27 protein-coding genes are annotated in these 24623 nt (G+C 60.1%); 7 read left to right on the top strand and 20 right to left on the bottom strand.

All coding sequences use genetic code 11. The features are described 5' to 3' along the window. Positions 1 to 3: 3 nt before the first annotated feature. Entirely contained in the window at positions 4 to 1464 is a 1461-nt protein-coding gene (gabD, locus tag HF682_RS12185; protein WP_168877543.1) for an NADP-dependent succinate-semialdehyde dehydrogenase, read from the top strand. Between the two features lie 57 nt (positions 1465 to 1521). On the opposite strand, the gene HF682_RS12180 is transcribed toward gabD, so the two are convergent. The 5 genes from HF682_RS12180 to HF682_RS12160 all read right to left on the bottom strand — a co-directional run bounded on the left by HF682_RS12180 (position 1522) and on the right by HF682_RS12160 (position 6515). Further along, positions 1522 to 2280 carry a formyltransferase family protein gene (locus HF682_RS12180; protein WP_168877542.1) on the bottom strand — a complete coding sequence of 253 codons (759 nt, stop codon included), beginning with the start codon at positions 2278 to 2280 and terminating at the stop codon, positions 1522 to 1524. Continuing rightward, positions 2277 to 3068 (bottom strand): class I SAM-dependent methyltransferase, encoded by a 792-nt coding sequence (locus tag HF682_RS12175; protein WP_168877541.1) that lies wholly within the window; start codon positions 3066 to 3068, stop codon positions 2277 to 2279. The genes HF682_RS12180 and HF682_RS12175 overlap by 4 nt, the downstream gene beginning before the upstream one ends. Positions 3069 to 3229: 161 nt before the next feature. Further along, positions 3230 to 3814, bottom strand: a complete 585-nt coding sequence (locus HF682_RS12170; protein ID WP_168877540.1) for a hypothetical protein — start codon at positions 3812 to 3814, stop codon at positions 3230 to 3232. Positions 3815 to 3891: 77 nt separating this feature from the next. Next, positions 3892 to 5871: an autotransporter domain-containing protein gene (locus HF682_RS12165; protein ID WP_168877539.1), complete on the bottom strand. Its 1980-nt coding sequence runs from the start codon at positions 5869 to 5871 to the stop codon at positions 3892 to 3894. 200 nt (positions 5872 to 6071) lie between these two features. Next, positions 6072 to 6515 carry a hypothetical protein gene (locus HF682_RS12160; RefSeq protein ID WP_168877538.1) on the bottom strand — a complete coding sequence of 148 codons (444 nt, stop codon included), beginning with the start codon at positions 6513 to 6515 and terminating at the stop codon, positions 6072 to 6074. 467 nt (positions 6516 to 6982) lie between these two features. Between HF682_RS12160 and HF682_RS12155 the strand changes: the two genes are divergently transcribed. Beyond that, a complete protein-coding gene (locus HF682_RS12155; RefSeq protein WP_168877537.1) occupies positions 6983 to 7783 on the top strand; it encodes a class II glutamine amidotransferase in 801 nt (266 codons plus the stop codon). Between the two features lie 57 nt (positions 7784 to 7840). On the opposite strand, the gene HF682_RS12150 is transcribed toward HF682_RS12155, so the two are convergent. The 4 genes from HF682_RS12150 to tyrS form a co-directional block, all read right to left on the bottom strand. Next, positions 7841 to 8524: a type 1 glutamine amidotransferase domain-containing protein gene (locus tag HF682_RS12150; protein ID WP_168877536.1), complete on the bottom strand. Its 684-nt coding sequence runs from the start codon at positions 8522 to 8524 to the stop codon at positions 7841 to 7843. A 51-nt stretch (positions 8525 to 8575) separates the two neighbouring features. Beyond that, positions 8576 to 8908, bottom strand: a complete 333-nt coding sequence (locus HF682_RS12145; RefSeq protein ID WP_168877535.1) for a TfoX/Sxy family protein — start codon at positions 8906 to 8908, stop codon at positions 8576 to 8578. A gap of 3 nt (positions 8909 to 8911) precedes the next feature. Further along, positions 8912 to 9505: a TetR/AcrR family transcriptional regulator gene (locus HF682_RS12140; protein WP_168877534.1), complete on the bottom strand. Its 594-nt coding sequence runs from the start codon at positions 9503 to 9505 to the stop codon at positions 8912 to 8914. Between the two features lie 147 nt (positions 9506 to 9652). Next, positions 9653 to 10858: a tyrosine--tRNA ligase gene (gene tyrS / locus HF682_RS12135; protein WP_240947241.1), complete on the bottom strand. Its 1206-nt coding sequence runs from the start codon at positions 10856 to 10858 to the stop codon at positions 9653 to 9655. Positions 10859 to 11002: 144 nt separating this feature from the next. Here tyrS and HF682_RS12130 point away from each other — a divergent pair, with 144 nt between their 5' ends. Together HF682_RS12130 and HF682_RS12125 are read left to right on the top strand one after the other, a co-directional pair. Next, positions 11003 to 12313, top strand: a complete 1311-nt coding sequence (locus HF682_RS12130; RefSeq protein WP_168877533.1) for a M23 family metallopeptidase — start codon at positions 11003 to 11005, stop codon at positions 12311 to 12313. A gap of 70 nt (positions 12314 to 12383) precedes the next feature. Next, entirely contained in the window at positions 12384 to 13475 is a 1092-nt protein-coding gene (locus tag HF682_RS12125; protein ID WP_168877532.1) for an anhydro-N-acetylmuramic acid kinase, read from the top strand. Between the two features lie 47 nt (positions 13476 to 13522). Here the strand turns inward: HF682_RS12125 and erpA are convergent, their stop codons facing one another. The 6 genes from erpA to rplM form a co-directional block, all read right to left on the bottom strand. Then, entirely contained in the window at positions 13523 to 13873 is a 351-nt protein-coding gene (erpA, locus tag HF682_RS12120) for an iron-sulfur cluster insertion protein ErpA (RefSeq protein ID WP_168877531.1), read from the bottom strand. A 65-nt stretch (positions 13874 to 13938) separates the two neighbouring features. Further along, positions 13939 to 14358 carry a bactofilin family protein gene (locus HF682_RS12115; RefSeq protein WP_168877530.1) on the bottom strand — a complete coding sequence of 140 codons (420 nt, stop codon included), beginning with the start codon at positions 14356 to 14358 and terminating at the stop codon, positions 13939 to 13941. 13 nt (positions 14359 to 14371) lie between these two features. After that, complete coding sequence (locus HF682_RS12110; protein WP_168877529.1) at positions 14372 to 15085, bottom strand: DUF6776 family protein; 714 nt, start codon at positions 15083 to 15085, stop codon at positions 14372 to 14374. Between the two features lie 4 nt (positions 15086 to 15089). Further along, a complete protein-coding gene (argC, locus tag HF682_RS12105; protein ID WP_168877674.1) occupies positions 15090 to 16118 on the bottom strand; it encodes an N-acetyl-gamma-glutamyl-phosphate reductase in 1029 nt (342 codons plus the stop codon). Between the two features lie 185 nt (positions 16119 to 16303). Then, positions 16304 to 16696 (bottom strand): 30S ribosomal protein S9, encoded by a 393-nt coding sequence (gene rpsI, locus HF682_RS12100; RefSeq protein ID WP_168877528.1) that lies wholly within the window; start codon positions 16694 to 16696, stop codon positions 16304 to 16306. A 15-nt stretch (positions 16697 to 16711) separates the two neighbouring features. Beyond that, the gene (gene rplM / locus HF682_RS12095) at positions 16712 to 17140 is read right to left on the bottom strand and encodes a 50S ribosomal protein L13 (RefSeq protein ID WP_168877527.1); all 429 of its coding nucleotides are present in this window, start codon (positions 17138 to 17140) and stop codon (positions 16712 to 16714) included. 320 nt (positions 17141 to 17460) lie between these two features. On the opposite strand from rplM, the gene HF682_RS12090 reads away from it, so the two are divergent. Then, positions 17461 to 17880, top strand: a complete 420-nt coding sequence (locus tag HF682_RS12090) for an OsmC family protein (protein WP_168877526.1) — start codon at positions 17461 to 17463, stop codon at positions 17878 to 17880. Positions 17881 to 17895: 15 nt separating this feature from the next. On the opposite strand, the gene coq7 is transcribed toward HF682_RS12090, so the two are convergent. From coq7 to HF682_RS12065, 5 genes are all read right to left on the bottom strand, one after another. Then, positions 17896 to 18525, bottom strand: coding sequence for a 2-polyprenyl-3-methyl-6-methoxy-1,4-benzoquinone monooxygenase (gene coq7 / locus HF682_RS12085; RefSeq protein WP_168877525.1), 630 nt, complete (start codon positions 18523 to 18525; stop codon positions 17896 to 17898). A gap of 75 nt (positions 18526 to 18600) precedes the next feature. Then, positions 18601 to 18999: a fosfomycin resistance glutathione transferase gene (fos, locus tag HF682_RS12080; protein ID WP_168877524.1), complete on the bottom strand. Its 399-nt coding sequence runs from the start codon at positions 18997 to 18999 to the stop codon at positions 18601 to 18603. 11 nt (positions 19000 to 19010) lie between these two features. Further along, on the bottom strand, positions 19011 to 19331 hold the full coding sequence (locus tag HF682_RS12075; protein ID WP_205882044.1) for a hypothetical protein: 321 nt from the start codon (positions 19329 to 19331) through the stop codon (positions 19011 to 19013). 63 nt (positions 19332 to 19394) lie between these two features. Continuing rightward, positions 19395 to 20774 carry a sensor histidine kinase gene (locus HF682_RS12070; RefSeq protein ID WP_168877523.1) on the bottom strand — a complete coding sequence of 460 codons (1380 nt, stop codon included), beginning with the start codon at positions 20772 to 20774 and terminating at the stop codon, positions 19395 to 19397. Further along, positions 20761 to 21447 carry a response regulator gene (locus tag HF682_RS12065; RefSeq protein WP_168877522.1) on the bottom strand — a complete coding sequence of 229 codons (687 nt, stop codon included), beginning with the start codon at positions 21445 to 21447 and terminating at the stop codon, positions 20761 to 20763. The genes HF682_RS12070 and HF682_RS12065 overlap by 14 nt, the downstream gene beginning before the upstream one ends. A gap of 177 nt (positions 21448 to 21624) precedes the next feature. On the opposite strand from HF682_RS12065, the gene HF682_RS12060 reads away from it, so the two are divergent. Together HF682_RS12060 and HF682_RS12055 are read left to right on the top strand one after the other, a co-directional pair. Beyond that, positions 21625 to 22722, top strand: a complete 1098-nt coding sequence (locus HF682_RS12060; protein WP_168877521.1) for an ABC transporter substrate-binding protein — start codon at positions 21625 to 21627, stop codon at positions 22720 to 22722. A gap of 216 nt (positions 22723 to 22938) precedes the next feature. Then, on the top strand, positions 22939 to 24621 hold the full coding sequence (locus HF682_RS12055) for an ABC transporter permease (RefSeq protein ID WP_168877520.1): 1683 nt from the start codon (positions 22939 to 22941) through the stop codon (positions 24619 to 24621). Positions 24622 to 24623 lie beyond the last annotated feature (2 nt).

The raw sequence follows: 24623 nt of genomic DNA, 5'->3' as shown, positions 1-24623 counted from the left end.
TCCATGCTGAACCTGAAAGATGCTGGCCTGCTGCGCCAGCAGTGCTATATCAATGGCGAGTGGCTGGATGCCGATAATGGCGAAACCATTGCCGTGACCAATCCAGCCACCGGCGAAGTATTGGCGACCGTGCCAAAGATGGGCGTGGCAGAAACCCGCCGCGCGCTGCAGGCTGCCGAGCAAGCCTTCAAGCAATGGCGCAAGAAAACCGCCAAGGAACGTTCGGTCCTGCTGCGCAAGTGGTATGACCTGATGATGGCCCATCAGGATGATCTGGCCACGCTGCTCACTGCCGAGCAGGGCAAGCCGCTGGCTGAGGCCAAAGGCGAGATCGCCTACGGTGCCAGCTATATCGAGTGGTACGCCGAAGAAGCCAAGCGCCTGTATGGTGATGTGATCCCGCAACCGGCGAACGACAAGCGGGTGGTGGTGATCAAGCAGCCGATCGGGGTGTGCGCTGCGGTCACGCCGTGGAACTTCCCCAATGCCATGATCACCCGCAAGGCGGCGCCAGCACTGGCTGCAGGCTGCAGCATGGTGGTGAAGCCTGCCAGTCAGACCCCGCTTTCCGCTCTGGCGATTGCGGTACTGGCCGAGCGCGCCGGTATTCCGGCCGGGGTGTTCAACGTGGTCACCGGTTCGGCTGCGGCCATTGGTGGCGAGCTGACCGGCAGCGACATCGTCAAGAAATTCAGTTTTACCGGTTCGACCGAGATTGGTCGCCAGCTCGCTGCACAATGCGCGAACACCATCAAGAAGGTGTCGCTGGAGCTGGGGGGCAACGCCCCGTTCATCGTGTTCGACGATGCTGATCTGGATGCGGCGGTAGAAGGGGCGCTGATTTCCAAGTTCCGCAACGCCGGCCAGACCTGCGTCTGCGCCAACCGTATCTATGTGCAGGCTGGGGTGTACGACGCTTTTGCCGAGAAATTCGCTGCAGCGGTGAACCGGCTGCAAGTGGGCAATGGCATGGAAGCTGGCATTACCCAAGGGCCTCTGATCGACCAGAATGCGGTGCTGAAAGTGGAAGAGCACATTGCCGACGCCATTGCCAAGGGCGGCAAGGTGGTGGCCGGTGGCAAGCGCCACGCACTGGGCGGCTCCTTCTTTGAGCCGACGCTGGTGACCGGTGTGACCGCCGACATGAAAGTGGCCCGCGAGGAAACCTTTGGCCCGCTGGCACCGCTGTTCCGCTTCGAGACGGAAGAAGAAGTACTGGGCTACGCCAACGATACCGAGTTTGGCCTGGCGTCCTACTTCTACGCCCGCGACATTGGACGCATCTGGCGTGTGTCAGAAGGGCTGGAGTACGGTATGGTGGGTTTGAACACTGGCATCATCTCCAACGAAGCCGCGCCGTTCGGCGGGGTCAAGCAGTCCGGTTTGGGCCGTGAAGGTTCCAAATACGGCATTGAGGATTACGTGGAGATCAAGTACCTGTGCATGGGCGGCATTGATCGTTAAGCCCTGCTGGTATCCGGCAAAAAGCCCGCTGCATGCAGCGGGCTTTTTGTTGCGGCCTTATTCCGGCAGCTCCTGCAGGCTGCAATGCAGGCTGTAGCGCTTGCCCTCATGCTGGAGAATGGCCGCATAGTCGCCAAAATCGTGAGCCAATAGCCGTCGGACCAGATCCAGGGCTTCCGGCTGCGTCTGCGTATCCAGCACGCGGTCGCGCAGCAGGTCTTCGCGGCGAAAAGTCCGGTTATCCGGCAGCACCGGTTGATCAATGGCGGACCATGCGGTGGAGCGCAGGCGTGGCCACTGCTCACAGAATACCTGCCAGGCTCGGGCGGCGACCTGCTCATACAGCGCCGCGCCAGTGATGGGAAAGGTGTAGGGCACTTCTTCCCGATGAATGATCGGCCCTTCATCAACGCCCGCAGCGATCTGATGCAAGGTCACCCCGGCTGGCCAGCCGTAGCGGATGGCCCAGACGATCGGGTCCCGCCCCCGGCAGTAGGGCAGGTAAGCCGGGTGGATGTTCAGGCTATGCTGTGCCTTGGCTAGGGTGGTGGTCTTGAAAATATGCCCGCCCCACAGATTAAGCAGAAAGTCGAAGTGGCCATCGGCGTATTGCTGATGCAGGCTGTCCAGCGTTGCCTGGCTGAGCGGGAAGCAGGGTTGACCATGCTCGCCCAGATAGCGGGTGATCAGGTCCGCATCCGGCTCCATGACCACAAAGACATACTGATCCTGTGGAAACCGGGTCAGCAGGTGTTCTATGCATTTCAGGCCAATCCATTTGGCCGTAAATACCAATACCTTTTTACGTTCGCTCATGCTGTCTGCCCCTGTTTGCGCCAGTGCCATGCCTTGACGGGGCCAAAATCCCCTACTTGCTGCGGCAAGGCCGCTGCGATCTGGTTGATCCGTGCGTCATAGGCCAACGCCTCACCGGTCTGCGCGCACAGACTGGCATTGATAACCCGGCTCAGGAAGTAATACAGGCTGGTGACATGGGCAAAATGCTCAATGCGGAAGCCTGGCTGCTGCCAGGCTTCCACCTCGGCGACCCGGAAGAAGCGGCTGTGCCAGGCTTCCTCAATGCTGTCCAGACCCGCTGCCTGTCGCATCCGGTTGGTGGCCTCCAGGCCATCCAGAGTGTTTTCCAGCATCAGAAATAGCCCGCCGGGTTTCAGGAGCGAGGGGATGCCTTGAATGACTTGCTGTTGTTCCTCTGCACTGACCAGACTGTTGAGGCAGCGGTTAGAGATCACCACATCAAACGGGGATAAGTCCTCTGGCAGGGCGGGCAGGGTGTGTGCCATGATCCGGACCTGCCCGGACAAGCCGACGGCCTGCACCTGAGCCTGGGCCAGCTGCACCATACCGGGGATATAGTCGAGCCCTACGCATTCGCATTGGCGCTTCTGTGCCAGCCGGATCAGGGTGTGGCCGCTGCCACTGCCCAGCTCCAGCACCCGACTGCCTGCGGGGACGTGCTCCAGCAGGTATGCCTGCTCAACCTGTGTCAGCAGGAAGTCCGGTGTGCCGGACAACATACCCAAAGGAACACGCTCCTCCCAGAAAGTCCTGATGGTGTGGCGTCGTTGCGCAAGAGAATCCATATCACCCGTCCATGCTGCCTGCGGTCCATTGCTTGAGGCGTATCTGTTCTGCCAAGGGGCTTTGGCTTGTTCCTGACACTCTAGCAGCAGAACCGCAGGCTGGGGAGGCCGGATGGTGTCTTGCTCACTCCCCGCATGGCGGTGCCATCTGACAAGGTCCCTCAGCGGCAGGGCAGTTTCATGCTGGTCAGCAGCTTGTTGAGGTCGCTGGCCGGGATGTGCATGCGCAGGGTCGGGGTATCCACCTGAATCTGGACCGCCTGTCGCAGGGCTTGCAGTGTGGCGGCATCCAGCGGGGTGGCTTTCAGGCCAAAATCAGCCGGTTTGATGGGTATCCACTTGCTCTGACCTAGCGGACCTACCAGGATGACATTCCCGGCGGTACCGAACAGCTGCTTACGGGTTGCTTCAAAGGCGCGCAGGGCCTTGAGGTCTTTCTGCATCCAGGCACCGGGATCACTGAGCCCGACGTAGAACTGCCAGGCACTGCCTGCTGCTTGCTGGCTGCACCCCACAAACAGCTGTGGCTGGCTACCGGCCAGCCCTGCCGGCAGGGGCTGGGCTTTGCGGTTGATTTCAAACTCATAGCGCGCACCGCCCCCCCAGGTGTAAGCTTCCATCCAGCCCAGGTCTTCCTGACTGGGGCGGAGCTCTACCATGGCAGGGCTACTGGCGGCCATGGATTGAAGGGAAGCCAAGCCCAGCACGATCAGCAGGGTGGGGCGGAGCAAGGAGGGCAAGGTCATGTCAGAGGTCCGTGAAAAGGCATGTCCGCATTATGACATGACCATTGCCTGTGAGGTTCCATGATCGCCGGAGCTGATCAGAACGGGATGCGATAGCTGGCATTCAGCCACCAGCGGTTGCCACTGTTGCGGCTATTGGCATTGAGCATGACAGCCAGAATGCCCGGCCCTACTTTGGCATCCAGCCCCACGCCCAGGCGCACCCAGCTGCGGGGATAGGCCATGCCTTCGAGCTTGAAGCTGCTCAGACCAATAATGCGGCCCTGGGCACCCTCACCGTTCTGGCGTGAGCGGTGTGCCAGCTCCAGCAAACCGGTCAAGGTCACATTGTCACTCAACGCATAGCGCAGATCCGTCCCCAGCCGCAGGATGCTTTGCCTTTCCTGCTGGGCCTCCCAGCTCACCGGAAAGTTGCCGCCTTTCTCGGTGTAACCATCCACATGGCTGCGGTACCAGCTCATGCTGGCATAAGGTGTCAACGACAGGCGTTCTGACTTGTAGGCATCCATCCAGTCCAGACGCAGGCGGAGTGCCTTGCTGCTGACATCCGGCGTACCATCGGCATGTTCAGGCGTGCCGGCATTGAGATAACCGCGGCGGATGCGTGCCTTGCCACTGTTGTAATAAGCACTGGCGCTCAACAGGAACGGGCTGTCACCCAGCTGGGCCACCAGCTCTGGCAAGACAAAGGTACCGCTGGTTTCCACGTTGGAGCCGCCATCGCTGTCGATGTCGCTACCGGTACGGCCAACTGCAGCACGCAGCATGAGTGTGTCCGTCAGTCCATATGCCACACCCAGCTCGCCATTGCCCACGGTGCCCTTGCCGGGTACACGCTCGGCTCGCCCGAGGTCACCCCCTACCCACATGGTGCCTTGGCCCGTCTTGAGGGTGAACGCCGTCGGGCGGCTGTGCAGGCCGTTCATGACCAGATCAGACTCACCCAAAGACCGGTTCTGCTGATGCGCCACACTGTAGAGGGAGCCATTGAATTGCTGCACATCAATCAGGCCGGAACCCCCATTGCCGCAGCTTCTGACGCATGCAATGAAGGCATTGCCATTGTTCATGCTACCAACCACGATTGAACCGTCTTGATTGGTTGCATGCGCCTCCTGTGTGCCTTGGAATGAGTTCACCACGACACCATTATCGGCCAGCCACTGCTCGACGGACTGCATGCCCGTGGCCTGGGTCCAGCGAAAGGCACGCAGGGCTCCCAGGTTGATGGCCTCTGAGCGACCCACGATGGTACTGCCGCCTGCTGAAATGCCCAGGCCCAGCGAGTAAGCGCCTCCTGGTAAAGTGCCGAGATTCTGCATGCCATCGGTGGCGGTCCAGCGGAAAGCGCGCGCATCGGTAATGCCGGGCCCTGGATACGACGTTCCCGTAATGACCTGACCATCGGCTGAGATGGCGTTTGCCACCGAGTTCTGGTGTCCTGACAGCACCCCAAGACTCACAGGGCCACTGCCATTGCTCCAGCGCACTGCGCGATCGTTGCCACCGGCATGACCATCAGCCGCCCGGCCTACGATGACACTGCCATCGGCAGACAAGGCCAGCGCCGCACTGGAATGTCCGCCATTCAGCTCGCCGAGATCCTGCATGCCTTGTGCGGACGTCCACAGGAAACCTCGCTGATAGGTTGCAGCGTTATAGGCGACACCCACCACCATGCTGCCATCGGCGGATACGGCTGCCGCATGACTGTTGCCCCCCATGGGCAGCGTACCCAGATCTTGTGGCCCGGTTGCCCTTGTCCAGCGATAGGCACGGTAAGACAACGCGTTTTGTGCAAGCTGGCCGGTTCCGACCAGTACGCTGCCATCAGCGGAAAGCCCGGTAACCGATGTGGCGCTGCCGCCAAACATGGACCCCAGGTTTTCCATTCCTCCAGCAGAGGTCCAACGCACGGCAACGGTCCGGCTGCCGTCCCGGGCGTATCCAGCAACAGTACGACCATCCGGGGAGATCACCTGGAAATTGGCATAGGTCCCGCCATTAAAGGGGGCATACTCGGCCAGACCGCCACCTGCAGCCAAGGCGACGTTCATGGAGAGCACGGTACAACAGTAAATGACAATGGCATTATTTGAGCGCAGGCGCAGTGCCCGAGCATGTGAGTTCGGTTTCATGTGTGGTGATTCGGTTTTATGATTTGTAGCTGGCAGGCGCTCGCCCCGAGCGCTGCATTTGGCGAGTATCTATAAGTTCGAGTATGCCGGGGCAGGTGAGCCCCGGCATGGGGTGCGGCTTACAGCTTGCGTTCCAGTTCCTTGACGATGGCGGAGGCGCGGTCGTCGATGTAGTCGGCGTTGGTGAACGGCTTGAAGTTGATGGTCAACGTGCCATCGGCAAAGCTCACACCGTTTTCATAGGCCATGGAAGGTGCGGTGGCTTCATCATAGGTGAAGACGATACGTTGCAGGGCCCCTTGCAAGGCTTCCTTGCCCATGGCATCTGCACCCAGGTCGCTCAGGGCCTTTACGGTTGGCACAAAGAAGATATTGGTCCAGAAGTCTTCGCGGCTATAGCGCTCAGCCTGGTCCGGCAGGGCAAGGGCGGCCCATTCCACATCAATGGTGATGTCTTTGCCCACGGCTTCGATCATTTGCGCCTTGAGGCCGTTGAAGGTTTCTTCCTGATAAGCAGCAATGGCACGGCGTTCAGCCAGGTTCAGGGTACGTTGTTCGCTCACAAGTCCATCCTTCAGTTGTGTTGGGTTTAATGTCAGGCAGGAGCGGCTTGCAACACCGGTTTTCCGCTTGCGCGAAATACGCCTTTGGCATATGCAGGTTCCTGTCGCATGACAATGATATTTTGCGGCTTCTTAATGAATGCCAAAGATTGAGCTGAAAAATCAGGGAACTGCGCATTTCTGGCTTGACAGGAAGATTTACTCCGCCATAAGGCGTGTGTCTTCCGGAGGGTGTTGCATAACGGTCAAGCGTGGGGTTGCTCCCGGTAGGCGGGACTGGTCAGACCGGGACGCGATAGCTGGCGGTAAGCCATGCAGTGCCACGGTTGCGGCTATTGGCATCTAAAGCAATCCCGAATGGGCAGAGGAGGGCTGATGTCAGGAGGGACATACTTTCTGGAGTGGCTAGTCGTTGGTATCCCGCAGGAGGGGCTATACTGCGGGGAGGAAATGCGCGGGAGAATGGAATGTGCCGCTGGGTGGCTTATGCCGGGCCGGATATTTTTCTGGAAGACCTGCTGTTTGAGCAGCAGCATTCGCTGATCAGCCAAAGCTTGCGGGCGCGCCATGCCAGTCAGGTCACCAATGGAGACGGTTTTGGCATTGCCTGGTATGGGCAGCGCAATCGGCCTGGCCTGTTCCGTGACATTCTGCCCGCCTGGAATGATGAAAACCTGCGCTCGCTGGCGGCGCAGGTGCAGTCCCGGCTCTTCTTTGCCCATGTGCGGGCGTCTACCGGCACCTCCGTGTCACGCAGCAACTGCCACCCGTTCCAGTTTCAGAACTGGGTGTTCATGCACAATGGCAAGATTGGCCACTGGCAGGATTGTCGCCGTGAGGTGGAGTCGCTGATCAGCCCGGAATTCTATCGCTACCGGGCGGGTACGTCGGACAGCGAGGCATTGTTCATGGCAGCGCTGTCCGAGGGTTTGCAGGATGATCCGGTAGGCGCGATGTCACGTGCCATTGGCAAGGTGTTGCAGATCATGGCGGCGCACGGTGATAGTGAGCCTTTTCGCATGTCTGCTGCGTTGACCGATGGCACCGTCATCTGGGCATTCCGATTCTCGTCGGATCAGGCCTCGCCCAGTCTCTACTATGGCAACCCGGATACCCATGCCAAGGACCGTGCGGCGGATGGGCAAGTCAATACCATTGCGTCTGAACCCTCGGACGACGACGAATCCAACTGGCACAGCGTACCCGAGGGGCATGGTCTGCGCTGGTCGGGTGGTCGGGTGTCGGTGTTTCCATTTGTGCCAGCGTAAGCAAAGGCATCACGCCATCCCGACGCTTGTAAAAGGATGGCGTGATGATGGCTGGCGTCAGGCGGTGCGGGTGGACAGTGCCTTGAGCAGGGCCTCACCCAGTGCGGCTGAGGATTGCGGGTTCTGCCCGGTGATCAGCAAACCATCCTGCATCACGTTGCTGTGGAAGGCCGGAGCACCCTGATAATGGGCACCCGCTTCCCGCAGCACGGATTCCAGCATGAAGGGTACCACTGCGCTGGCCCCTGCCATCTGTTCTTCCTCATTACTGAAGCCGCAGAGTATGCGGCCCTTCAGGTCCGCACCCAGGTTCAGCAGACCGGCAACACCGTGGCAGACCGCTGCAATCAAACCATCGTGGGCAAGCTGGTGTTGCAACAGGGCCTGCAAAGATGGGTTGGCGGGAAAATCCCACATAGCCCCATGCCCGCCCACCAGATAGACCGCCGCATAGTCTGCCGGAGGGAGGTCACTCAGGACCGGGGCTTCTGCCAGGGCTTGAGTTGAGGCTGTATCCGCCAGGAAGCGATTGACGGCGGCAGTACGGAAATCATCCGTCAGGCTCGCCGGATCGGCTACTGCGGGCTTGGGGCCGATTCGGACCAGATCGACCTGAAAACCGGCATCACGCAGGGCCCACCATGGGGCGGACAGCTCTTCATGCCAGAAGCCGGTTGGGTGAGCCAGGTCTCCCAGGGTGTGCTGCGAGGTCAGGACAAACAGAATGCGTGGCGTGCTCATGGTTCTTGGCCTTGATTGAAAGTGGACAGGGGTACGACGGGGAAAATGGATTCAGGGTGTGGCTGCCAGCGCGGTTCGGGCCCAATCCTGTAGCGCATGGTCTTGCTCCAGCACACTGGGTGGCACCTCGTAATAGCGTGCGACGATCACTTGCCGCTGCGCCGTGGCATAGCTGAAGGGCGGCATGCCGTGTTGCAGGTAGACGCCCAGGCTGTGGCGGTCCACCCGGAAGTACAGGCTGCCCTTCATGACAAAGCCAAACTGGACATCGGCCAGCGTCAGGCTGTAGCCACCAAAGAAGCGCTTGATGCGGACCGGCCCCAGCGGCAGCAGCCGTGCCGCCAGCTCTTGCGCATAAGCCTGGTTGGGAGAGGGGGTGCGCATGGTCTATGTCTCTCGTGTCAGGGCTTGCATGCTGGCAAATTCCTGCAAGATGGCCTGCTGCAGAGCCAATGTGTCATAGCCGGTGCGCAGCATGACCAGAATGCCCTGGTAGAGCGCCAGCAGCTTGATGGCTGCCGCTGATGGCATCACCCCTGCGGCCAGCGTCCCCTTGGTCTGCGCGGCTTCCAGCCGTTGCTGAAAAGTATGCCGCAGGATGTCAAACCCGCGCTGAACGGCATCATTGCCGGGTAGCGGGTGATCCGCAAATTCAACAGCAGCATTGGTAATCAGGCAGCCATGATGGGTCCCGCCTGGCTCCTCCAGCAGCGTCAGGAATAGCTGACGTACGCCATCCAGCCCCTTTTCCGGGGGGGCATGGCGATGGATTCGCTGATGCAGTACATGTTGCAGGTAATGTTCAAACGCGGCGGCATACAGCTCATGCTTGTCACCAAAGCCATGATAAAGGCTACCGGCACTGATGCCGGTGGCTTCACTCAGGTCGCGGATCGACAAGGCGGCATAACCGTGCTGCCGGAAGGCATGCATGGCACCGGTCAGGACGTCGTGTTCATTGAAATTCCGGTTGCGGCCCATGATCTCAATTTCTAATTCGATTGTTTTAGTATATATGAACTAAAATAAACGTCAAGCCCTGCGAAGTCTTCTGTCCAAGGGGGATGGTGCGGCAGAAAGCAAACAGGGCACCTAAGGGTGCCCTGTCTCATGGGAAGCGCGGTCTGATCAGGCGAGGGTCACCCGCGCAAACTTGCGCTTGCCGACCTGCAGTACCAGGGTCTCGCCGCTACTGAGCTGCAGTGCCTTGTCGCTGACCTTTTCACCATTGATGCGTACGCCGCCGCCGTCGATTTGACGCAGGGCTTCCGAGGTGCTGGCCACCAGTCCGGCGGCTTTCAGGGCGTGACCGATGCCCAGCTTGCCGTCAGTGGTGGGCAGGGTTAGCTCCGGCATATCCTCTGGCATGGCGCCGTCGCGGAAACGGTTGAGGAAGCCTTCCAGCGCGGCCTGGGCTGCATCTGCACCGTGGAAGCGGCCCACAATTTCCTGTCCCAGCTCGAACTTCACATCACGCGGATTACGGCCTTCTGCCACTTGCTGCTTGAGCAGGGCAATGTCCCCCAGTGAGCGGAAGGACAGCAGCTCGAAGTAACGCCACATCAGCTCATCGGAAATGGACATCAGCTTGCCGAACATATCGCCCGGCGCATCGGTGATGCCGATGTAGTTACCCAGTGACTTGGACATCTTGTTGACGCCATCCAGTCCCTCCAGCAGCGGCATGGTCACCAGACATTGCGGCTTCTGCCCATATTCCTGCTGCAGCTGGCGACCCACCAGCAAATTGAATTTCTGATCGGTACCCCCCAGCTCCACGTCGGCCTGCAGGGCGACCGAGTCGTAGCCTTGCATCAGTGGGTAAAGGAACTCGTGGATCGCAATCGGCTGGTTGCTGGCGTAGCGCTTCTTGAAATCATCACGCTCCAGCATGCGTGCCACAGTGTGGCGCGAGGCCAGCTTGATCATGCCTGCTGCACCCAAGGCCTCACACCATTCCGAATTGAAACGAATCTCGGTGCGTGCCGGGTCCAGAATCTTGAAGACCTGCTCGGCATAGGTCTTGGCGTTGGCTTCAATCTGCTCGCGTGACAGCGGCGGCCGGGTGGCGTTTTTGCCGGTTGGGTCGCCAATCATGCCGGTGAAGTCGCCAATCAGAAAAATGGCCTGATGCCCCAGATCCTGGAACTGGCGCATCTTGTTGATGACCAAGGTATGGCCCAGGTGCAGATCGGGGGCGGTGGGGTCAAACCCTGCCTTGATGCGCAGCGGGCGATTTTCCTTCAGCTTGTCGATCATCTCGGCTTCAAGCAGGAGCTCATCTGCGCCCCGCTTGATCTGGGCCAAGGCTTGTTGCAGGTCTGCTGTCATCATGTTCCCTTGCTGGTGGCTGACAGTGAATGGTCAGGCCGCCGGTTGTATTCAGCCCGAAAGAGAAGGGCGCCAACCGGAAAAATGTTTGCTGAATCAGGCTTTTCTGTTACCCTCCGCCACTTGCGGAAAGAATCTTTACGCCTTATGTCGAACACAAAAAACGATATTCTAACCGAAAACTCCGTACCGGCTGCACGTAAATCCGGCATCAACTGGCTGCTGTGGCTGTCCAGCGTACCGCTGCTGGGCATTGCCGGTGCGTTTGCCGTGGTGGGGCAACAGCAGCGCACGCCGGTGGATACCGTCGCGGTGGTGGATGAGCTCACGGTGCCGAACCTGCAAAGTGCAGCGCCGGATGTGTACTGGCGTGAAGAGCGCATCCAGCAAGGTGATAGCCTGGGCAGCCTGCTGTCCCGCATGGGGGTGTCCGACCCCGCGGCGCTGCAATACCTGCGCAAGCAAACCGAATTGTCTGGCCTGAAGCAGCTGAAGCTGGGGCGTACCGTCCAGGCGCAGACCGATGCCGAGGGTGAATTGCTGGGCCTGCAGTACATGGATGCCGATGGCGTGCTGGTTAAGGTGACGGCTGCGGGCGATTCCTTCAGTGTCAGCAAGGACAAGGTGCAGATGACGGTGGGTACGGCCATGAAGGCCGGCACCATCAAGAGCACCCTGTTTGCGGCAACCGATGCGGCTGATCTGCCAGATGACATCGCGACTAGCTTGTCCGACATGTTTGGCTCGCAGATCAACTTCCACAAGGGCCTGCACAAGGGCGACCGTTTCAAGGTGGTCTATGAAACGATGTCCTACAACGGCCAGGTGGTGCAGACAGGACGCCTGCTGGCAGCAGAATTCATCAATGGTGGCAAGGTGTACCGTGCGGTGTCGTTTACCGACGCCAGCGGGCATACCGCTTACTACACCCCGGAAGGCAAGAGCCTGCGCAAGGCCTTCCTGCAGTCGCCGATGGAGTTCACCCGGGTGACCTCCGGCTTCGCCATGCGCATGCATCCGATCCTGGGCGAGTGGAAGCAGCATAAAGGCGTGGATTACGGCGCGCCGATCGGCTCCAAGGTCAAAGTGACTGCCGATGGCGTGGTGACGTTTGCCGGAGTCAAGAACGGCTACGGCAACCTGATTGAAGTGAAGCACTTTGGCGATTTCACCACGGCCTATGCTCACCTGTCCGGCTTTGCGCCGAACCTGAAGGTGGGCAGCAAGGTGTCGCAAGGCGATCTGATCGGCTTTGTCGGTCAAACCGGATGGGCAACAGGCCCGCACCTGCACTATGAGTTCCGGGTGGCGGGCGAGGCGCGCGACCCGCTGTCGGATGTGGTGCCGATTGCCAAACCGATGGACGACAAAGTGCTGCCACAGTTTACCGCGCACGCATCGACCCTGACGGCACGCTTTGATCTGATGCAGACCCTGCAGGAGCGTAACCTCGATTGAGGATGCGCTGACGCTATCCATTTACGGGCCAGTGTGCATGCACTGGCCCGTTTTATTTCGGAGCGGATGAATGAGTGATACAGATGCACCGCTGTTGATTGGTTTGATGTCTGGCACCAGTCTGGATGGGGTAGACGCCGTGCTGGCCCGGTTTGAGCCACAGCCCGCCATGCTGGCCAGTGCATTCGTGCCCATGCCGGAAGATTTGAAGCAGGCCTTGCTGGTGCTTAATCAGGCGCAACCTGATGAGCTGCATGCCTGCCAGCTCGCGGCTAACCAGCTGGCGCAGTTGTACGCGCAAGCTGTGCGGCAGGTGTTGCATCAAGCCGGTCTGCCAGTGTCGCAGGTGAGGGCGATAGCCAATCATGGCCAGACCATTCGCCACCGGCCTGATCGCGGCTATACGGTACAGATCGGCAACCATGCCCTGCTGGCCGAGCTGACCGGCCTGCCGGTGATCGGCGATTTCCGCAGCCGGGATGTGGCAGCGGGCGGGCAGGGCGCACCCTTGGTGCCCGCTTTTCATAAAGGCCTGTTTCAGCCGGGTGATGGGGTGGTCAATATCGGCGGCATCAGCAACCTGAGCTGGTTGGCGCATGATGGGAGTGTGCTGGGCTTTGACTGCGGGCCCGGCAATGTATTGCTGGATCACTGGTGCCAGCGCCACCTGGGTCAGCCCTTTGATGCGGGCGGTGCGTGGGCGGCGCAGGGACAGGTACAGCCTGCCTTGCTGCAAGCGATGTTGAGCAGCCCCATTTTCCAGCTGGCGCCGCCGAAAAGTACCGGACGCGATGATTTCAATCCGGACTGGCTGTCGCGCTGGCCGCTGGCTGACCATGCACCGGTGGACGTGCAGGCTACCCTGTGCGCGCTGACCGCACAGGCCATCGTACAGGATGTGCAGCGTCATTGCCCCAACATCAAGCGGGTGCTGGTGTGTGGTGGCGGAGCGCGTAATGCCTGCCTGATGGCGGCACTGCAACGCGGTATGGGGGCGGTGCCGGTGATGAGGACGGATCAGGTTGGGGTGCCGGGGGACTGGCTGGAGGCGTTTGCCTTCGCCTGGTTGGGCTGGCGTTATCTGCAGGACCTGCCGGGCAATCTGCCTTCGGTCACCGGCGCGCGCGGCGAGCGCATTTTGGGCTGTTATTACCCGGCGTAGCAATAAAAACAGGGCCTTGCGGCCCTGTGTGTACCGATGGGCGGGGCTCAGGCCGAGAACGACGAGCCGCAGCCACAGGTCGAGGTGGCGTTCGGATTCTTGATCACGAACTGCGAGCCTTCCAGACCTTCGGTGTAGTCGATCTCCGCGCCGACCAGATACTGGTAGCTCATCGGGTCGATCAACAGGGTGACCCCGTTCTTTTCCACCTGCGTATCATCGTCATTGGTGATTTCATCAAAGGTGAAACCGTACTGGAAGCCGGAGCAGCCCCCGCCGCTGACGAATACGCGCAGCTTCAGATCCGGGTTGCCTTCTTCCTCAATCAGTTCACGCACCTTGTTCGAGGCGCTGTCGGTAAAGACCAGCGGGCTCGGCAGTTCAGTGGCGGCGTTCATGCAAACTCCTTAAACCCTAGTGTTTCAGTCGGATATTATCATTATCCATCGCTGCCGGGTAAAGGTCAATCCGGCTTGCTCTCGCTGCTGGCGGTCAGGTGCAGAGTTGGATTGTCCTTCAGCAGCTCGTGCTCATGCACCAGCCGGCCGTCGATGATGGCACCCGGATGCATCTCCAGCGTGCGGTAATGGACATCGCCAACGATTTGCGACTTGGGTTGCAGTTCAATGAAATGGGTGGCATGCACCGGGCCATGAATGCGGCCATTCACAATCAAGTGAGCTACGCGGATGGCGCCCTCGATCACGGCCTTTTCGGAGACCACCAGGGTGGCGGGCTTGTCGCCCACGGCAGTGACGTTACCCCGGATGCAGCCATCCACCCGCAGACCGCCTACGAACTGGACATCGCCATCAATGCTGGTCTCTTCACCAATCAGGCTGTCAATGCGGTTCTGCGGCTTGTGATTCTTGCTGCCGAACATGGCGACTCCTCGTCTATTTCAATGTGGTGGACCACTCCGCAGCCGGCGTGGTGTTGCCTTGTGCAAACAAGGTCAGGGTCAGCTTGTCCAGCGGCTGGATGCCGGCGGGCAGGTCACCCTCGATCCGGGTCAGGTGGCGAAACTGCAAGCGGCTGCGGGCATCCTGCGGATCACTGGGCCAGCTGCCACTGCTGTTACCGCCCCATTTTAGCTGGTAGTAACCGTCAAACGGATTACTGCTGCTGCCTTGTGCCAGCAGGGCCTGAAAGTGCCAGCGTCCGTCTGCCAACGGGTAAGCGCTGAAATGGCTGACACGCAATGGCTCATGATTATCCGGGCGCTTCAGCATTTCCTCGAACAGACCGAGCTGTTGCCGCAGGGATAGGTTCTCGGTTTCCAGCCGACCCACCTGCTGCTGCAGACGTACGCTGGCATCGCTGTCGATGCGTTGATCCTGTTCCAACTGGGTGGCGCGCTTGAGCAGCAGCCGGTTGTCCCGACTAAGGCTGCCGACATCCTGACGCAGTTTGAACACATCCTGTACCGTGATGCCACGGAACTCATTATTGCCCAGACGCCCCGCCAGATAAGCCACGCCGCAGCACGCCAGCAAAATGGCCAGCAGAATGGCGTAATGCAGCAAACGCATCGGCCAGCTGGTATGCGCCTGCACCGAAAGGCGCGGCGCGGTGAGCAGCTTGCGGTGACGCTGGGAGCGGCGACGCATCACATCAAGGCAGCAGCGGGACCAGCTCGAGGCCGGTGGTTTCGGGCAAGCCGAACATCAGGTTCATGTTTTGCACGGCCTGACCGGCGGCACCCTTGACCAGATTATCTTCGACCGCCAGCACCACCACGGTATCGCCACCCTGCGGGCGGTGTACGGCCAGGCGGCAGACATTGGCGCCGCGCACCGAGCGGGTTTCCGGGTGACTGCCAGCAGGCAGCACATCCACAAACGGTTCATCCGCATAACGCTGCTCGAACAGCTGCTGCAGGTCGACATCACGGGTGAGGCGTCCATACAGCGTCGCATGGATGCCACGAATCATCGGCAACAGGTGAGGGGTGAAGGTCAGACCAACGTCTTGTCCGGACATGCGGGCCAAACCCTGGCGGATTTCCGGCAGATGGCGGTGGCCAGGCACCCCGTAGGCCTTGAAGTTGTCACCGGCTTCCGCCAGCAAGGCGTGCACTTCCGCCTTGCGCCCCGCGCCGGATACCCCGGACTTGCAATCGGCAATCAGGTGTCGGGTGTCAATCACCCCGGCTTCCAGCAGCGGCAGGAAGCCCAGCTGCACGGCCGTCGGATAGCAGCCCGGGTTGGCAATCAGCCGGGCGTTGCGAATCTGTACGCGATTGACTTCCGGCAGGCCATAGACAGCCTCCTCCAGTAATTGCGGAGCCGCATGCTCCATGCCATACCATTGCTCCCAGGTGGCACGATCGCGGATACGGAAGTCTGCAGCCAGATCAATGATGCGGATGCCGGCATCCAGCATGGCCTGCGCCTGCTGCATGGCGATGCCGTTCGGCGTGGCGAAGAACACCACATCGCAATCCTGCAAGGGCTGGTCTGCCGGGTCGCTGAAACAGAGGTCGACAAAACCACGCAGGCTGCTGTACATGTCGGCGACCGGCATGCCAGCTTCCTTGCGCGAGGTTACCGCGCGCAGGCTCACCTGCGGGTGGCGTGACAGCAAACGCAGCAATTCAACCCCGGTATACCCGGTGCCACCGACAATACCCACCTTGATCATAGTGTGTTCTTTCACGTACAGGTTCAGCCAGCCTGAAGCGGCGCGTAGCCGACGATGATAAAACGCGGAGGAGAGCAGGACAACCCATACGGCATGATTTCTGCATGAAACCCGTATAAATTGACCCGATAGCCAGTAAAACAAAAAGCCACCCGAAGGTGGCTTTTGTGTGCCGTGGCAGCAGATTAACGCTTGGAGAACTGCTTGCGACGACGGGCCTTGTGCAGACCGACCTTCTTGCGTTCCACTTCACGTGCATCGCGGGTCACGAAGCCTGCGGCCGACAGGGCCGGCTTCAGCGACGGATCGTATTCGATCAGTGCGCGGGTGATGCCGTGGCGAACTGCGCCAGCCTGGCCGGTTTCACCGCCGCCTTGCACGTTGACACTGATGTCGAACGTGGACAGGTGGTTGGTCAGTTCCAGCGGTTGACGCACGACCATGCGGCCGGTTTCGCGGGAGAAGAACAGGTCAACCGGCTTGCCGTTGACTTCGATCTTGCCGGTGCCAGACGCCAGGAACACGCGTGCTACCGCGCTCTTGCGACGACCCGTGCCGTAGTTGTATTTACCGATCATGATGTGATCCCTGACTTACAGTTCCAGAACTTTCGGCTGCTGAGCGGCGTGCGGGTGATTCTCACCAGCATACACCTTCAGCTTCTTCAGCATGGCGTAGCCCAGCGGGCCTTTCGGCAGCATGCCTTTAACGGCCTTCTCGATCAGACGTTCCGGGAACTGGTTCTTCATCTCGGTGAAGGTACGGGCATAAATGCCGCCCGGGTAGCCGCTGTGACGGTAGTACACTTTGTCTTCCGCTTTGTTGCCGGTCACGCGGATCTTGTCTGCGTTCACAACGACGATGAAGTCGCCGGTGTCCATGTGCGGGGTGTAGATGGCTTTGTGTTTGCCGCGCAGGCGATGTGCGATTGCGGCGGCAAGCCGGCCCAGCACCAGATCGGAGGCGTCCACCACAAACCAATCGCGCTGAATGTCCTGCGGCTTGGCAGAGTAGGTTTTCATCTGAATTCGTTCCAAGTAAACAAGTCGGTTCGAGAAAGTGCGAGATTTTCGCAGATAAATCAATGCCTGTCAAACCGGATTCTTTACGTCCCGGCTGGGTGGCAAAAAAAACGCGATCCTGACACAGGATCGCGTGGCAAGTCCACCTGATCAATTAAGGAGGATGGAGGAGACAACATTAACGCATCACCTTGATGACGTTTAACGTTAAATGAACTATAGCTCACTTTTGGTTGCGTTGCAACATCCCGCCAGGATGGCGTGGCCTCGTTTACAATGGCCTCGAGGAATCCCTATCTATAGATATGAAGGACTGTACGATGAAGGCTCGGGTTAAATGGGTAGAAGGTAAAAGCTTCCTGGCAGAGAGCGGCAGCGGGCATGCCGTGCTGATGGATGGCGCGCCTGAAGCGGGTGGTCGTAATCTGGGGCCGCGCCCGATGGAAATGCTGCTGATGGGGGCGGGCGGCTGCACCGCGTTCGATGTGGTGCTGATCCTGGAGCGCGGCCGCCACGATGTGCGTGACTGCGTGGTGCAACTGGAAGCCGAGCGCGCCGAGACCGACCCGAAAGTATTCACCCGCATCCACATGCACTTTGTGGTGACTGGCAAAGGGCTGAAGCAGGACGTGGTCAAGCGGGCCATTGACCTGTCCGCCGAAAAATATTGCTCCGCCACGCTGATGCTGGCCAAGACGGCGGAGGTCACTCACGACTTTGAGGTGGTGGAAGTCGAATGATGTGTTGCAGACCTGCTACAGCCAGTAGCTGCTGCGGGTCATCACCTTGGACGACAGCTTCATCAGCGCCTTGACCGGTGCGGGCAGTGGCGCGGCGCCATGTTCGTCAGCCTGCTCGGCGTGGTGCAGCTCGTCGGTTTTCATCTGGGCCAGGATGGCCTGGCTTTTTTGATCGTGCTCGGGCAGTTTTTGCAGGTGCTCTTCCAGGTGACGGGCGACTTGCTGTTCGGTTTCGGACAGGAAACCGAGGTTCCATTTGTCGCCCAGCAGCCCGGCGGTAATGCCGATGGCGAGTGAGCCGGTGTACCACAGTGGATTGAGTAGGCTGGTACGCCCCCCCAGCTCGTGAATACGGCGCTCGGTCCAGGCCAGATGCTCGATTTCTTCAAACGCGGCCTCGGTGAAAGCATGCTGATTGGCCGGGTCGCGCGCGGTGAGGGCCTGACCCTGATAGAGGGCCTGGGCGCACACTTCGCCGCAGTGATTGATCCGCATCAGGCGAGCGGCATGCTTGCGCTCAGCGTCACTCAGCTCGCAATCGGGAATGTCCTGGTCCGGGTGGGGGCGACGGCTATGGGCAGGGGCGAGCAGCGTGCGTACGCCTTTGTCGAATTCAACAATCAACTGATCCAGCTTGGGCAACATGCCATCTTCCCGGTGAACGTGAGCGCTCCTATTATAAACCGGGCTGTGCCCTGGCAGTGCAGAGCAGAGTGGTGTTCAGTCAAAAAACACCATATCGGCATAGGGCTGCTGCCGGCAAGTGGCCAGTCTGCTGTGCAGGTCCCCGCTGTGGATTTCCAGGCGATGCCCGTCCGGGTCGAGAAAGTACAGGGAGTCACCCTCGCTGTGATTGTCTTTCCAGACGGTGACACCGGCCTCCAGCAGGCACTGTTGGGCCCGGTCAAAGTCGGTGACCGAAAAGGCGTAATGGGTGTAGTCCACGCCTGATCGGGTGTCTGGGTCCAGTGACAGGCATAGCCACAGGCCGGGCAGGCTCAGATAAGCGCCGCGTGCCCAGCGGGCATGTGGTCGGCAGCCTAGCAAGGTCACGTAGAAACGGAAACTGCGATCCAGATCTGCGGTCGCCAGGGTCAGGTGGTTCAGTCCGGCAAGCATGGGCGGTGTACTCAGCGGGATTGCTGCACGTAGGCCAGCGCTGCGTCCGCCAGTGCGGGGAAGTGGGCACTGTGCTGCGCGGAGAGGGCAATCCACTCCTTCATCGGCCGGTCTTTACCGGAAGGGTCCCACAATACGGCATCCGCCAGCGCCAGGGTACTCGCATGCGTGGGGCCATTGAGTTTGAACACCACGGTGTCCTTATACAGTGCGATGAACGCCTTGCCATTGATCTTCAGGCACGCTTTGCCAAACATCTGCCCAGCGCTGACACCCGCTTGTGCCGTCAGGCGCGTGGTCAGCTGTTGATACGCTTGTTCCACCGTGTTCATGTGGTTTCCCTGCTGTAGAAGAAGTGCGGTAAAAGTCTATATCGCGACTCGCGTCGGCCATGCTCAAGCGGCAGCTAACGGGAAGCGTACCGTGACCAGCAGCCCTCCCGTAGTGGCATCGTCGAGCCGGATCTGGGCGTGATGGGCATCGGCGCATTCACGGACAATGGTCAGGCCGAGCCCGCAGCCCTCCGCCTGGGCATCCGGCAAGCGATAGAAGCGCTCAAATACCCGCTGCCGTTCGGCCAGTGGAATGCCGGGGCCGCTGTCACATACGGTCAAAACAACCGCGGCCTTCTCGGTCTGCACGGATACGGTAATCTGACCTTGCTCCGGGGTGTAACGAATGGCGTTGTCGATCAGATTACTCAACAGTTCGTGCAGCAACAAGGTATTGCCGTGTATCAGGCAAGGGCCATCGCCTTCAAAACCGAGGTCCTGCTGTTTGCGACGAGCGGCAGGCACCATGTCGGCCGTCCATTCGCGCAGCAGGGGCAGCAGGTCGACTGTCTCGAACTGCAGCTGTGCCACATAGCCGGGCTCGGCACGGGACAGGGAGAGTAGCTGGTTGGCCAGGTGTATGGCTTGCCGGGTGGCACGATGCACGCGAGCTACCCCAGCGCGCATGCCCTCGGTGTCGGATTGGCGCAGGGTCAGCTCGATTTCGGTCTGGATCAGTGCCAGCGGGGTGCGCAACTGGTGCGAGGCATCCGCCACAAAGCGCTTGCGCGCATCGCGCTGACGGGTCAGGCGGGCCATGGTCTGATTCAGTGCATCTACCAGTGGCCGCAGCTCGCCGGGTAATCTGTCGAGTGGCAGCGGGCTGAGTTCATTTTCGTTGCGGTTCAGCAAGGTATCACGCAGCCGCATCATGGGCTTCAGGCCGAAATGCACGCCTGTCAGCACCAACAGTACGGTGCCGCCAATCAGCCAGAGCTGACTGCTGATCGCATCCTGAGTGATCTGGTCTGCCAGGGCTTCGCGGCTACTCATGGTTTCGCCGACGATGACCTCCACGCTGGCGTCCGGCCCCAGGTCAAACAGGGCACGCCGCAGCGTGCTGAAACGGGTGCGCTCGCCCCGGTACAGGGCTTCATAGAAGACCAGACCATACATCTTGCCGGCGCGCGGCGGGCGCGGTAGATCGCCGTAGCCTGCCAGCAACTGCTGGTCCGGGCCACGCACGGCATAGTAAACGTGATCCTGAAATTGATAGTCGAACATCTCCAGTGCGGCAGAGGGGATGTGGATGGTGGTTTGGCCGTCTTCAACCCGCACCCCTTCAGCAATCGACAGGGCGGAGGCCTGCAAGGTACGGTCGTACGCGACATTGGCCATGTGTTGTGCCGTCTGGCGCGTCATATGGCTATTGCCCGCCAGGATCAGGGCCAGAGGGATCAAGAGCCACAGCAGCAGTTTGCTGCGCAGGCTAAGGCTGGGCACGCTCTGGCTCCTGGGTTTCCAGCAGGTAGCCCAAGCCGCGCAAGGTCAGGATACTGACGCCTGAACCTTCCAGCTTTTTCCGCAGGCGGTGAATGTAGATGTCAATCGCTTCCAGCGACAGGCTGTCGTCAAAATTACAGATTTGCTCCAGCAAAGCATCTTTACTCACGGTTTTCCCCGCCTTGAGCGTCAGCACCTCCAACACAGCGAATTCTCGTGGTGTCAGTGCCAGTGGCGCATCATGCAGGCGAAAGGCACGGCGTTTGCTATCCAGTACCAAGCCACCCAGAACATGATCGGTGCTGGATACACCTTGTGAACGGCGTAACAAGGCACGCAGGCGTGCCTCCAGCTCATTGAGATCAAAAGGCTTGGCCAGATAGTCGTCGGCACCCGCGTCGAGGCCGCGAATCCGGTCTTCAACATTGCCCTGGGCGGTCAGGATCAGCACGGGTACCGCATTACCGCGCTGCCGCAGTCGCTGCAAGACCTCCAGCCCTGGCATGCGGGGCAAGCCCAGGTCCAGTACCACCAGGGCGTGATCCGGCTTGTGCAGCACCTGATCGGCCAGTCGGCCATCGTGCACCACATCCACCGCAAAGCGGGCCGCGGTGAGTGCCTCCTGAATGGAGGCCGCCAGTGGCAGGTTGTCTTCAACCAGCAAGATTCGCATGATGAAACCGGGGGGAAGCCAGAATGGTTTTCATGCTAGCACAACCGAAAGGGAAGGCTGTCACCCCTGAAAGGTATTGAAAGGTGGTTGAAAGGATGAGCTTCGTAACATGGCTGTCATCGACCCTCAGAGGTCGGATCAAACCCATTTGGGACAGCCCATAACAGGAGACTTATCATGCTGAACCGCCGTCGCTTGCTGACAACCGCCCTGACCCTGGCCTTTGCCGCCGCGCCGCTGCAGCTGCTGCAGGCCGCCGTTCCTGCCGGTTACCCGGCCAGCTACCAGTCGGTGATTGATGCTGCCACCAAGGAAGGCAAAGTGGTGGTCTATGCCACCACCGATGCGGCGCTGGCTCAACCGCTGATCCAGAGCTTTCAGCAGCTCTACCCCGGCATCAAGGTCGAATACAACGATCTGAATTCCACCGAACTGTATAACCGTTTCATCTCGGAAACCGCCGCTGGAGCGGGCTCGGCTGACGTGCTGTGGTCTTCTGCCATGGACCTGCAGGTCAAGCTGGCCAACGATGGTTATGCGCTGCGCTATACCTCCCCGGATGCCAAGAAACTGCCGGATTGGGCCCATTGGCGCGATGAAGTGTACGGCACCACCTATGAGCCGATTGCGTTTGTGTATAACCGCAAGCTGGTGTCCGCAGGCGAAGTACCGAAAACCCATGCGGATTTTGCCGCCCTGATGAACAACCCGAAGTTCAAGGGCAAGGTCACCAGCTATGACCCGGAAAAGTCCGGGGTGGGTTTCCTGCTGGCCAGTCAGGACAGCAAGGCCAACCCGTCCTTCTGGAATCTGGCCAAAGCGCTGGGTGGCGCAGACGTCAAGCTGCAGACCAGCGTAGGCGCCATGATGGAGCGCATCTCCTCCGGTGAAAACCTGATTGGCTACAACCTGCTGGGCTCCTACGCGATGACGCGTGCCAAGAAGGACGCCAACATTGGCTATGTACTGCCGACCGACTATACCTTGGTGATCTCTCGCCTGGCGCTGATTGGCAAGGCCTCCAAAAATCCGAACGCCGCCAAGCTGTGGCTGGACTTCCTGATCTCGACCCGTGGTCAGAGCCTGCTGGCAGCCAGCGACCTGTATGCCGTGCGGACGGACATGGAAGGCAATTCCACCGGTACCTATCTGGGCCGGGTGCTGGGCGGCGCGATGAAGCCGATCCCGGTGGGCGCAGGGCTGCTGACCTATCTGGACCAGTCCATGCGTCTGCAATACCTCAAGCAGTGGAAAGCCGCGCTGGCCCGCAACTAAGCGGATGGATTGACGCAGCGGTGCATCGCCTGCCTGGCGGTGCACCGGTCTGAGAATCTGTTCACCGTCTGCGGTGTGGTGGCGATACGGCGTTGCGTCGGTTTCGGGGGGCTTGTCTCTCCCGGGTAAACCCTGCTTGTTCAGTCGTATTCGCCTTGCTTCACCCTTACCCACAGGCGGTTGGCCGGTTCTGAGCCCTTGCTTGAGGATGTAATCATGAATGCCCTTGCTCGCTTGGGCGGGACCCGTATTGCCGTCGTTTTGCTGGCGGCACTGGCGGTGTTCCTGCCTATCGGTCTGGTTTTCTGGCAGAGTGCCTTGTCCGGACCGTTCTTCTTTCCCAACCATGAGTATGGCTGGGCCGCATACCAGTTCATCTTCGATGACCCAGACTTCTGGATGGCGGCCAAAAATTCGCTGATGATTGCGGTCGGCATGATCGTTATCGCCTTGCCACTGGGCGCTGCCCTGGCTTTCCTGCTTAGCCGTACAGACCTGCCGGGCCGCCGCTGGATCGAGGTGCTGGTGCTGATACCGGTGTTCGTGTCCCCCTTCGTGCTGGGGTTTGGCTATGTGGTGGCAACCGGACCCGTGGGTTTCTATTCGCTGATGTGGCAGTCCTGGTTTGGTTCTGTCCCCTGGAACATCTACTCGCTGCCCAGTATTGCCATCATCGCGGGTCTGACCCACGTTCCTCACGTCTACCTCTATTCCAGTGCGGCCCTCAAGAATCTGGGCTCCGATGTGGAAGAGGCCGCGCGGGTGACCGGCGCCGGGCCGCTGCGGGTGGCGCGCAGCATCAGCTTGCCGATGGTGGCGCCCAGCCTGCTGTACAGTGGTGTGCTGGTGTTCTTCCTCGGTTTCGAGATTTTCGGGCTGCCCCTGATTCTGGGTGACCCCGAAGGGCATCTGGTACTGGCCACCTACCTGTACAAGCTGACCAACAAGCTGGGCTTGCCGTCTTACCATCTGATGGCCGCGGTTGCAGTCTGCATCATTGCCGTGACCTTCCCGCTGGTGTTGTTGCAGCGCCATTTGCTGAAAACGGCCAATCGCTACATTGCGGTGAAGGGCAAAGCCACCCGGCAACGCCTGATGCCGCTGGGGCGCTGGCGCTGGATGGCGCTGGCCCTGGTCGGTGGCTGGCTGTTCGTGACGGTGGTGGTGCCGCTGTCCGGTATTACCCTGCGTGCCTTTGTGACCAACTGGGGTCTGGGGGTGCAATGGTCGGAAGCGTTCACCCTGCAGCATTTCCGCGATCTGGCCGAGCAACCGGGGGTGATCCGCGCCATTTTCAATACCATCCTGATCGGCGTCATTGGGGGGGGCTTGGCGGTCGCCTGCTATACCGCGCTGGGGCTGGTGGCGCATCGCCGCAGTGACATCCTGACCCGTTGTATTGACTACATGGTGCTGATCCCGCGCGCGGTACCGGGTTTGCTGGCCGGGCTGGCGTTCCTGTGGGTCTTCCTGTTCATCCCTGGGTTGAAAGAACTGCGCTCCTCCTTGTTCAGTGTCTGGCTGGCGTATGCCGTGGTGTGGCTGGCCTATGGCATGCGGCTGGTATCCAGCGCCTTGCTGCAGGTGGCGCCTGAGCTGGAAGAGAGTGCTCGTACGCTGGGGGCGTCGCGCACCCGGGTAAACCTCGAGATCACCCTGCCACTGATCCGCTTTGGCTTGCTGGCCAGCTGGCTGCTGGTGTTCATGATCTTTGAGCGGGAGTACTCCACCGGGGTGTATCTGCTGACACCGGGTACGGAAGTGATCGGCTCCATGCTGGTATCGCAGTGGGCGGCTGGCGCAGTGGATCTGGTGGCGGTGTTGTCGCTGACCAATGTGCTGCTGGTGGGAACCGGCATCGCCATTGCCCTCAAGTTGGGTGTGAAGCTGCATGACTAGTC

This window comes from Leeia aquatica (genome assembly GCF_012641365.1).
Classification (GTDB): Bacteria; Pseudomonadota; Gammaproteobacteria; order Burkholderiales; family Leeiaceae; genus Leeia; species Leeia aquatica.
This window is presented reverse-complemented; position numbering and strand designations above follow the sequence as displayed.

What these genes read in the sequence shown, in the direction of transcription:
- gabD (WP_168877543.1), top strand. Translation starts at nt 4, where the DNA reads ATGCTGAACCTGAAAGATGCTGGCCTGCTGCGCCAGCAGTGCTATATC.
- HF682_RS12180 (WP_168877542.1), bottom strand. Translation starts at nt 2,280, where the DNA reads ATGAGCGAACGTAAAAAGGTATTGGTATTTACGGCCAAATGGATTGGC.
- HF682_RS12175 (WP_168877541.1), bottom strand. Translation starts at nt 3,068, where the DNA reads ATGGATTCTCTTGCGCAACGACGCCACACCATCAGGACTTTCTGGGAG.
- HF682_RS12170 (WP_168877540.1), bottom strand. Translation starts at nt 3,814, where the DNA reads ATGACCTTGCCCTCCTTGCTCCGCCCCACCCTGCTGATCGTGCTGGGC.
- HF682_RS12165 (WP_168877539.1), bottom strand. Translation starts at nt 5,871, where the DNA reads ATGAACGTCGCCTTGGCTGCAGGTGGCGGTCTGGCCGAGTATGCCCCC.
- HF682_RS12155 (WP_168877537.1), top strand. Translation starts at nt 6,983, where the DNA reads ATGTGCCGCTGGGTGGCTTATGCCGGGCCGGATATTTTTCTGGAAGAC.
- HF682_RS12150 (WP_168877536.1), bottom strand. Translation starts at nt 8,524, where the DNA reads ATGAGCACGCCACGCATTCTGTTTGTCCTGACCTCGCAGCACACCCTG.
- HF682_RS12145 (WP_168877535.1), bottom strand. Translation starts at nt 8,908, where the DNA reads ATGCGCACCCCCTCTCCCAACCAGGCTTATGCGCAAGAGCTGGCGGCA.
- HF682_RS12140 (WP_168877534.1), bottom strand. Translation starts at nt 9,505, where the DNA reads ATGGGCCGCAACCGGAATTTCAATGAACACGACGTCCTGACCGGTGCC.
- tyrS (WP_240947241.1), bottom strand. Translation starts at nt 10,858, where the DNA reads ATGATGACAGCAGACCTGCAACAAGCCTTGGCCCAGATCAAGCGGGGC.
- HF682_RS12130 (WP_168877533.1), top strand. Translation starts at nt 11,003, where the DNA reads ATGTCGAACACAAAAAACGATATTCTAACCGAAAACTCCGTACCGGCT.
- HF682_RS12125 (WP_168877532.1), top strand. Translation starts at nt 12,384, where the DNA reads ATGAGTGATACAGATGCACCGCTGTTGATTGGTTTGATGTCTGGCACC.
- erpA (WP_168877531.1), bottom strand. Translation starts at nt 13,873, where the DNA reads ATGAACGCCGCCACTGAACTGCCGAGCCCGCTGGTCTTTACCGACAGC.
- HF682_RS12115 (WP_168877530.1), bottom strand. Translation starts at nt 14,358, where the DNA reads ATGTTCGGCAGCAAGAATCACAAGCCGCAGAACCGCATTGACAGCCTG.
- HF682_RS12110 (WP_168877529.1), bottom strand. Translation starts at nt 15,085, where the DNA reads ATGCGTCGCCGCTCCCAGCGTCACCGCAAGCTGCTCACCGCGCCGCGC.
- argC (WP_168877674.1), bottom strand. Translation starts at nt 16,118, where the DNA reads ATGATCAAGGTGGGTATTGTCGGTGGCACCGGGTATACCGGGGTTGAA.
- rpsI (WP_168877528.1), bottom strand. Translation starts at nt 16,696, where the DNA reads ATGATCGGTAAATACAACTACGGCACGGGTCGTCGCAAGAGCGCGGTA.
- rplM (WP_168877527.1), bottom strand. Translation starts at nt 17,140, where the DNA reads ATGAAAACCTACTCTGCCAAGCCGCAGGACATTCAGCGCGATTGGTTT.
- HF682_RS12090 (WP_168877526.1), top strand. Translation starts at nt 17,461, where the DNA reads ATGAAGGCTCGGGTTAAATGGGTAGAAGGTAAAAGCTTCCTGGCAGAG.
- coq7 (WP_168877525.1), bottom strand. Translation starts at nt 18,525, where the DNA reads ATGTTGCCCAAGCTGGATCAGTTGATTGTTGAATTCGACAAAGGCGTA.
- fos (WP_168877524.1), bottom strand. Translation starts at nt 18,999, where the DNA reads ATGCTTGCCGGACTGAACCACCTGACCCTGGCGACCGCAGATCTGGAT.
- HF682_RS12075 (WP_205882044.1), bottom strand. Translation starts at nt 19,331, where the DNA reads ATGAACACGGTGGAACAAGCGTATCAACAGCTGACCACGCGCCTGACG.
- HF682_RS12065 (WP_168877522.1), bottom strand. Translation starts at nt 21,447, where the DNA reads ATGCGAATCTTGCTGGTTGAAGACAACCTGCCACTGGCGGCCTCCATT.
- HF682_RS12060 (WP_168877521.1), top strand. Translation starts at nt 21,625, where the DNA reads ATGCTGAACCGCCGTCGCTTGCTGACAACCGCCCTGACCCTGGCCTTT.
- HF682_RS12055 (WP_168877520.1), top strand. Translation starts at nt 22,939, where the DNA reads ATGAATGCCCTTGCTCGCTTGGGCGGGACCCGTATTGCCGTCGTTTTG.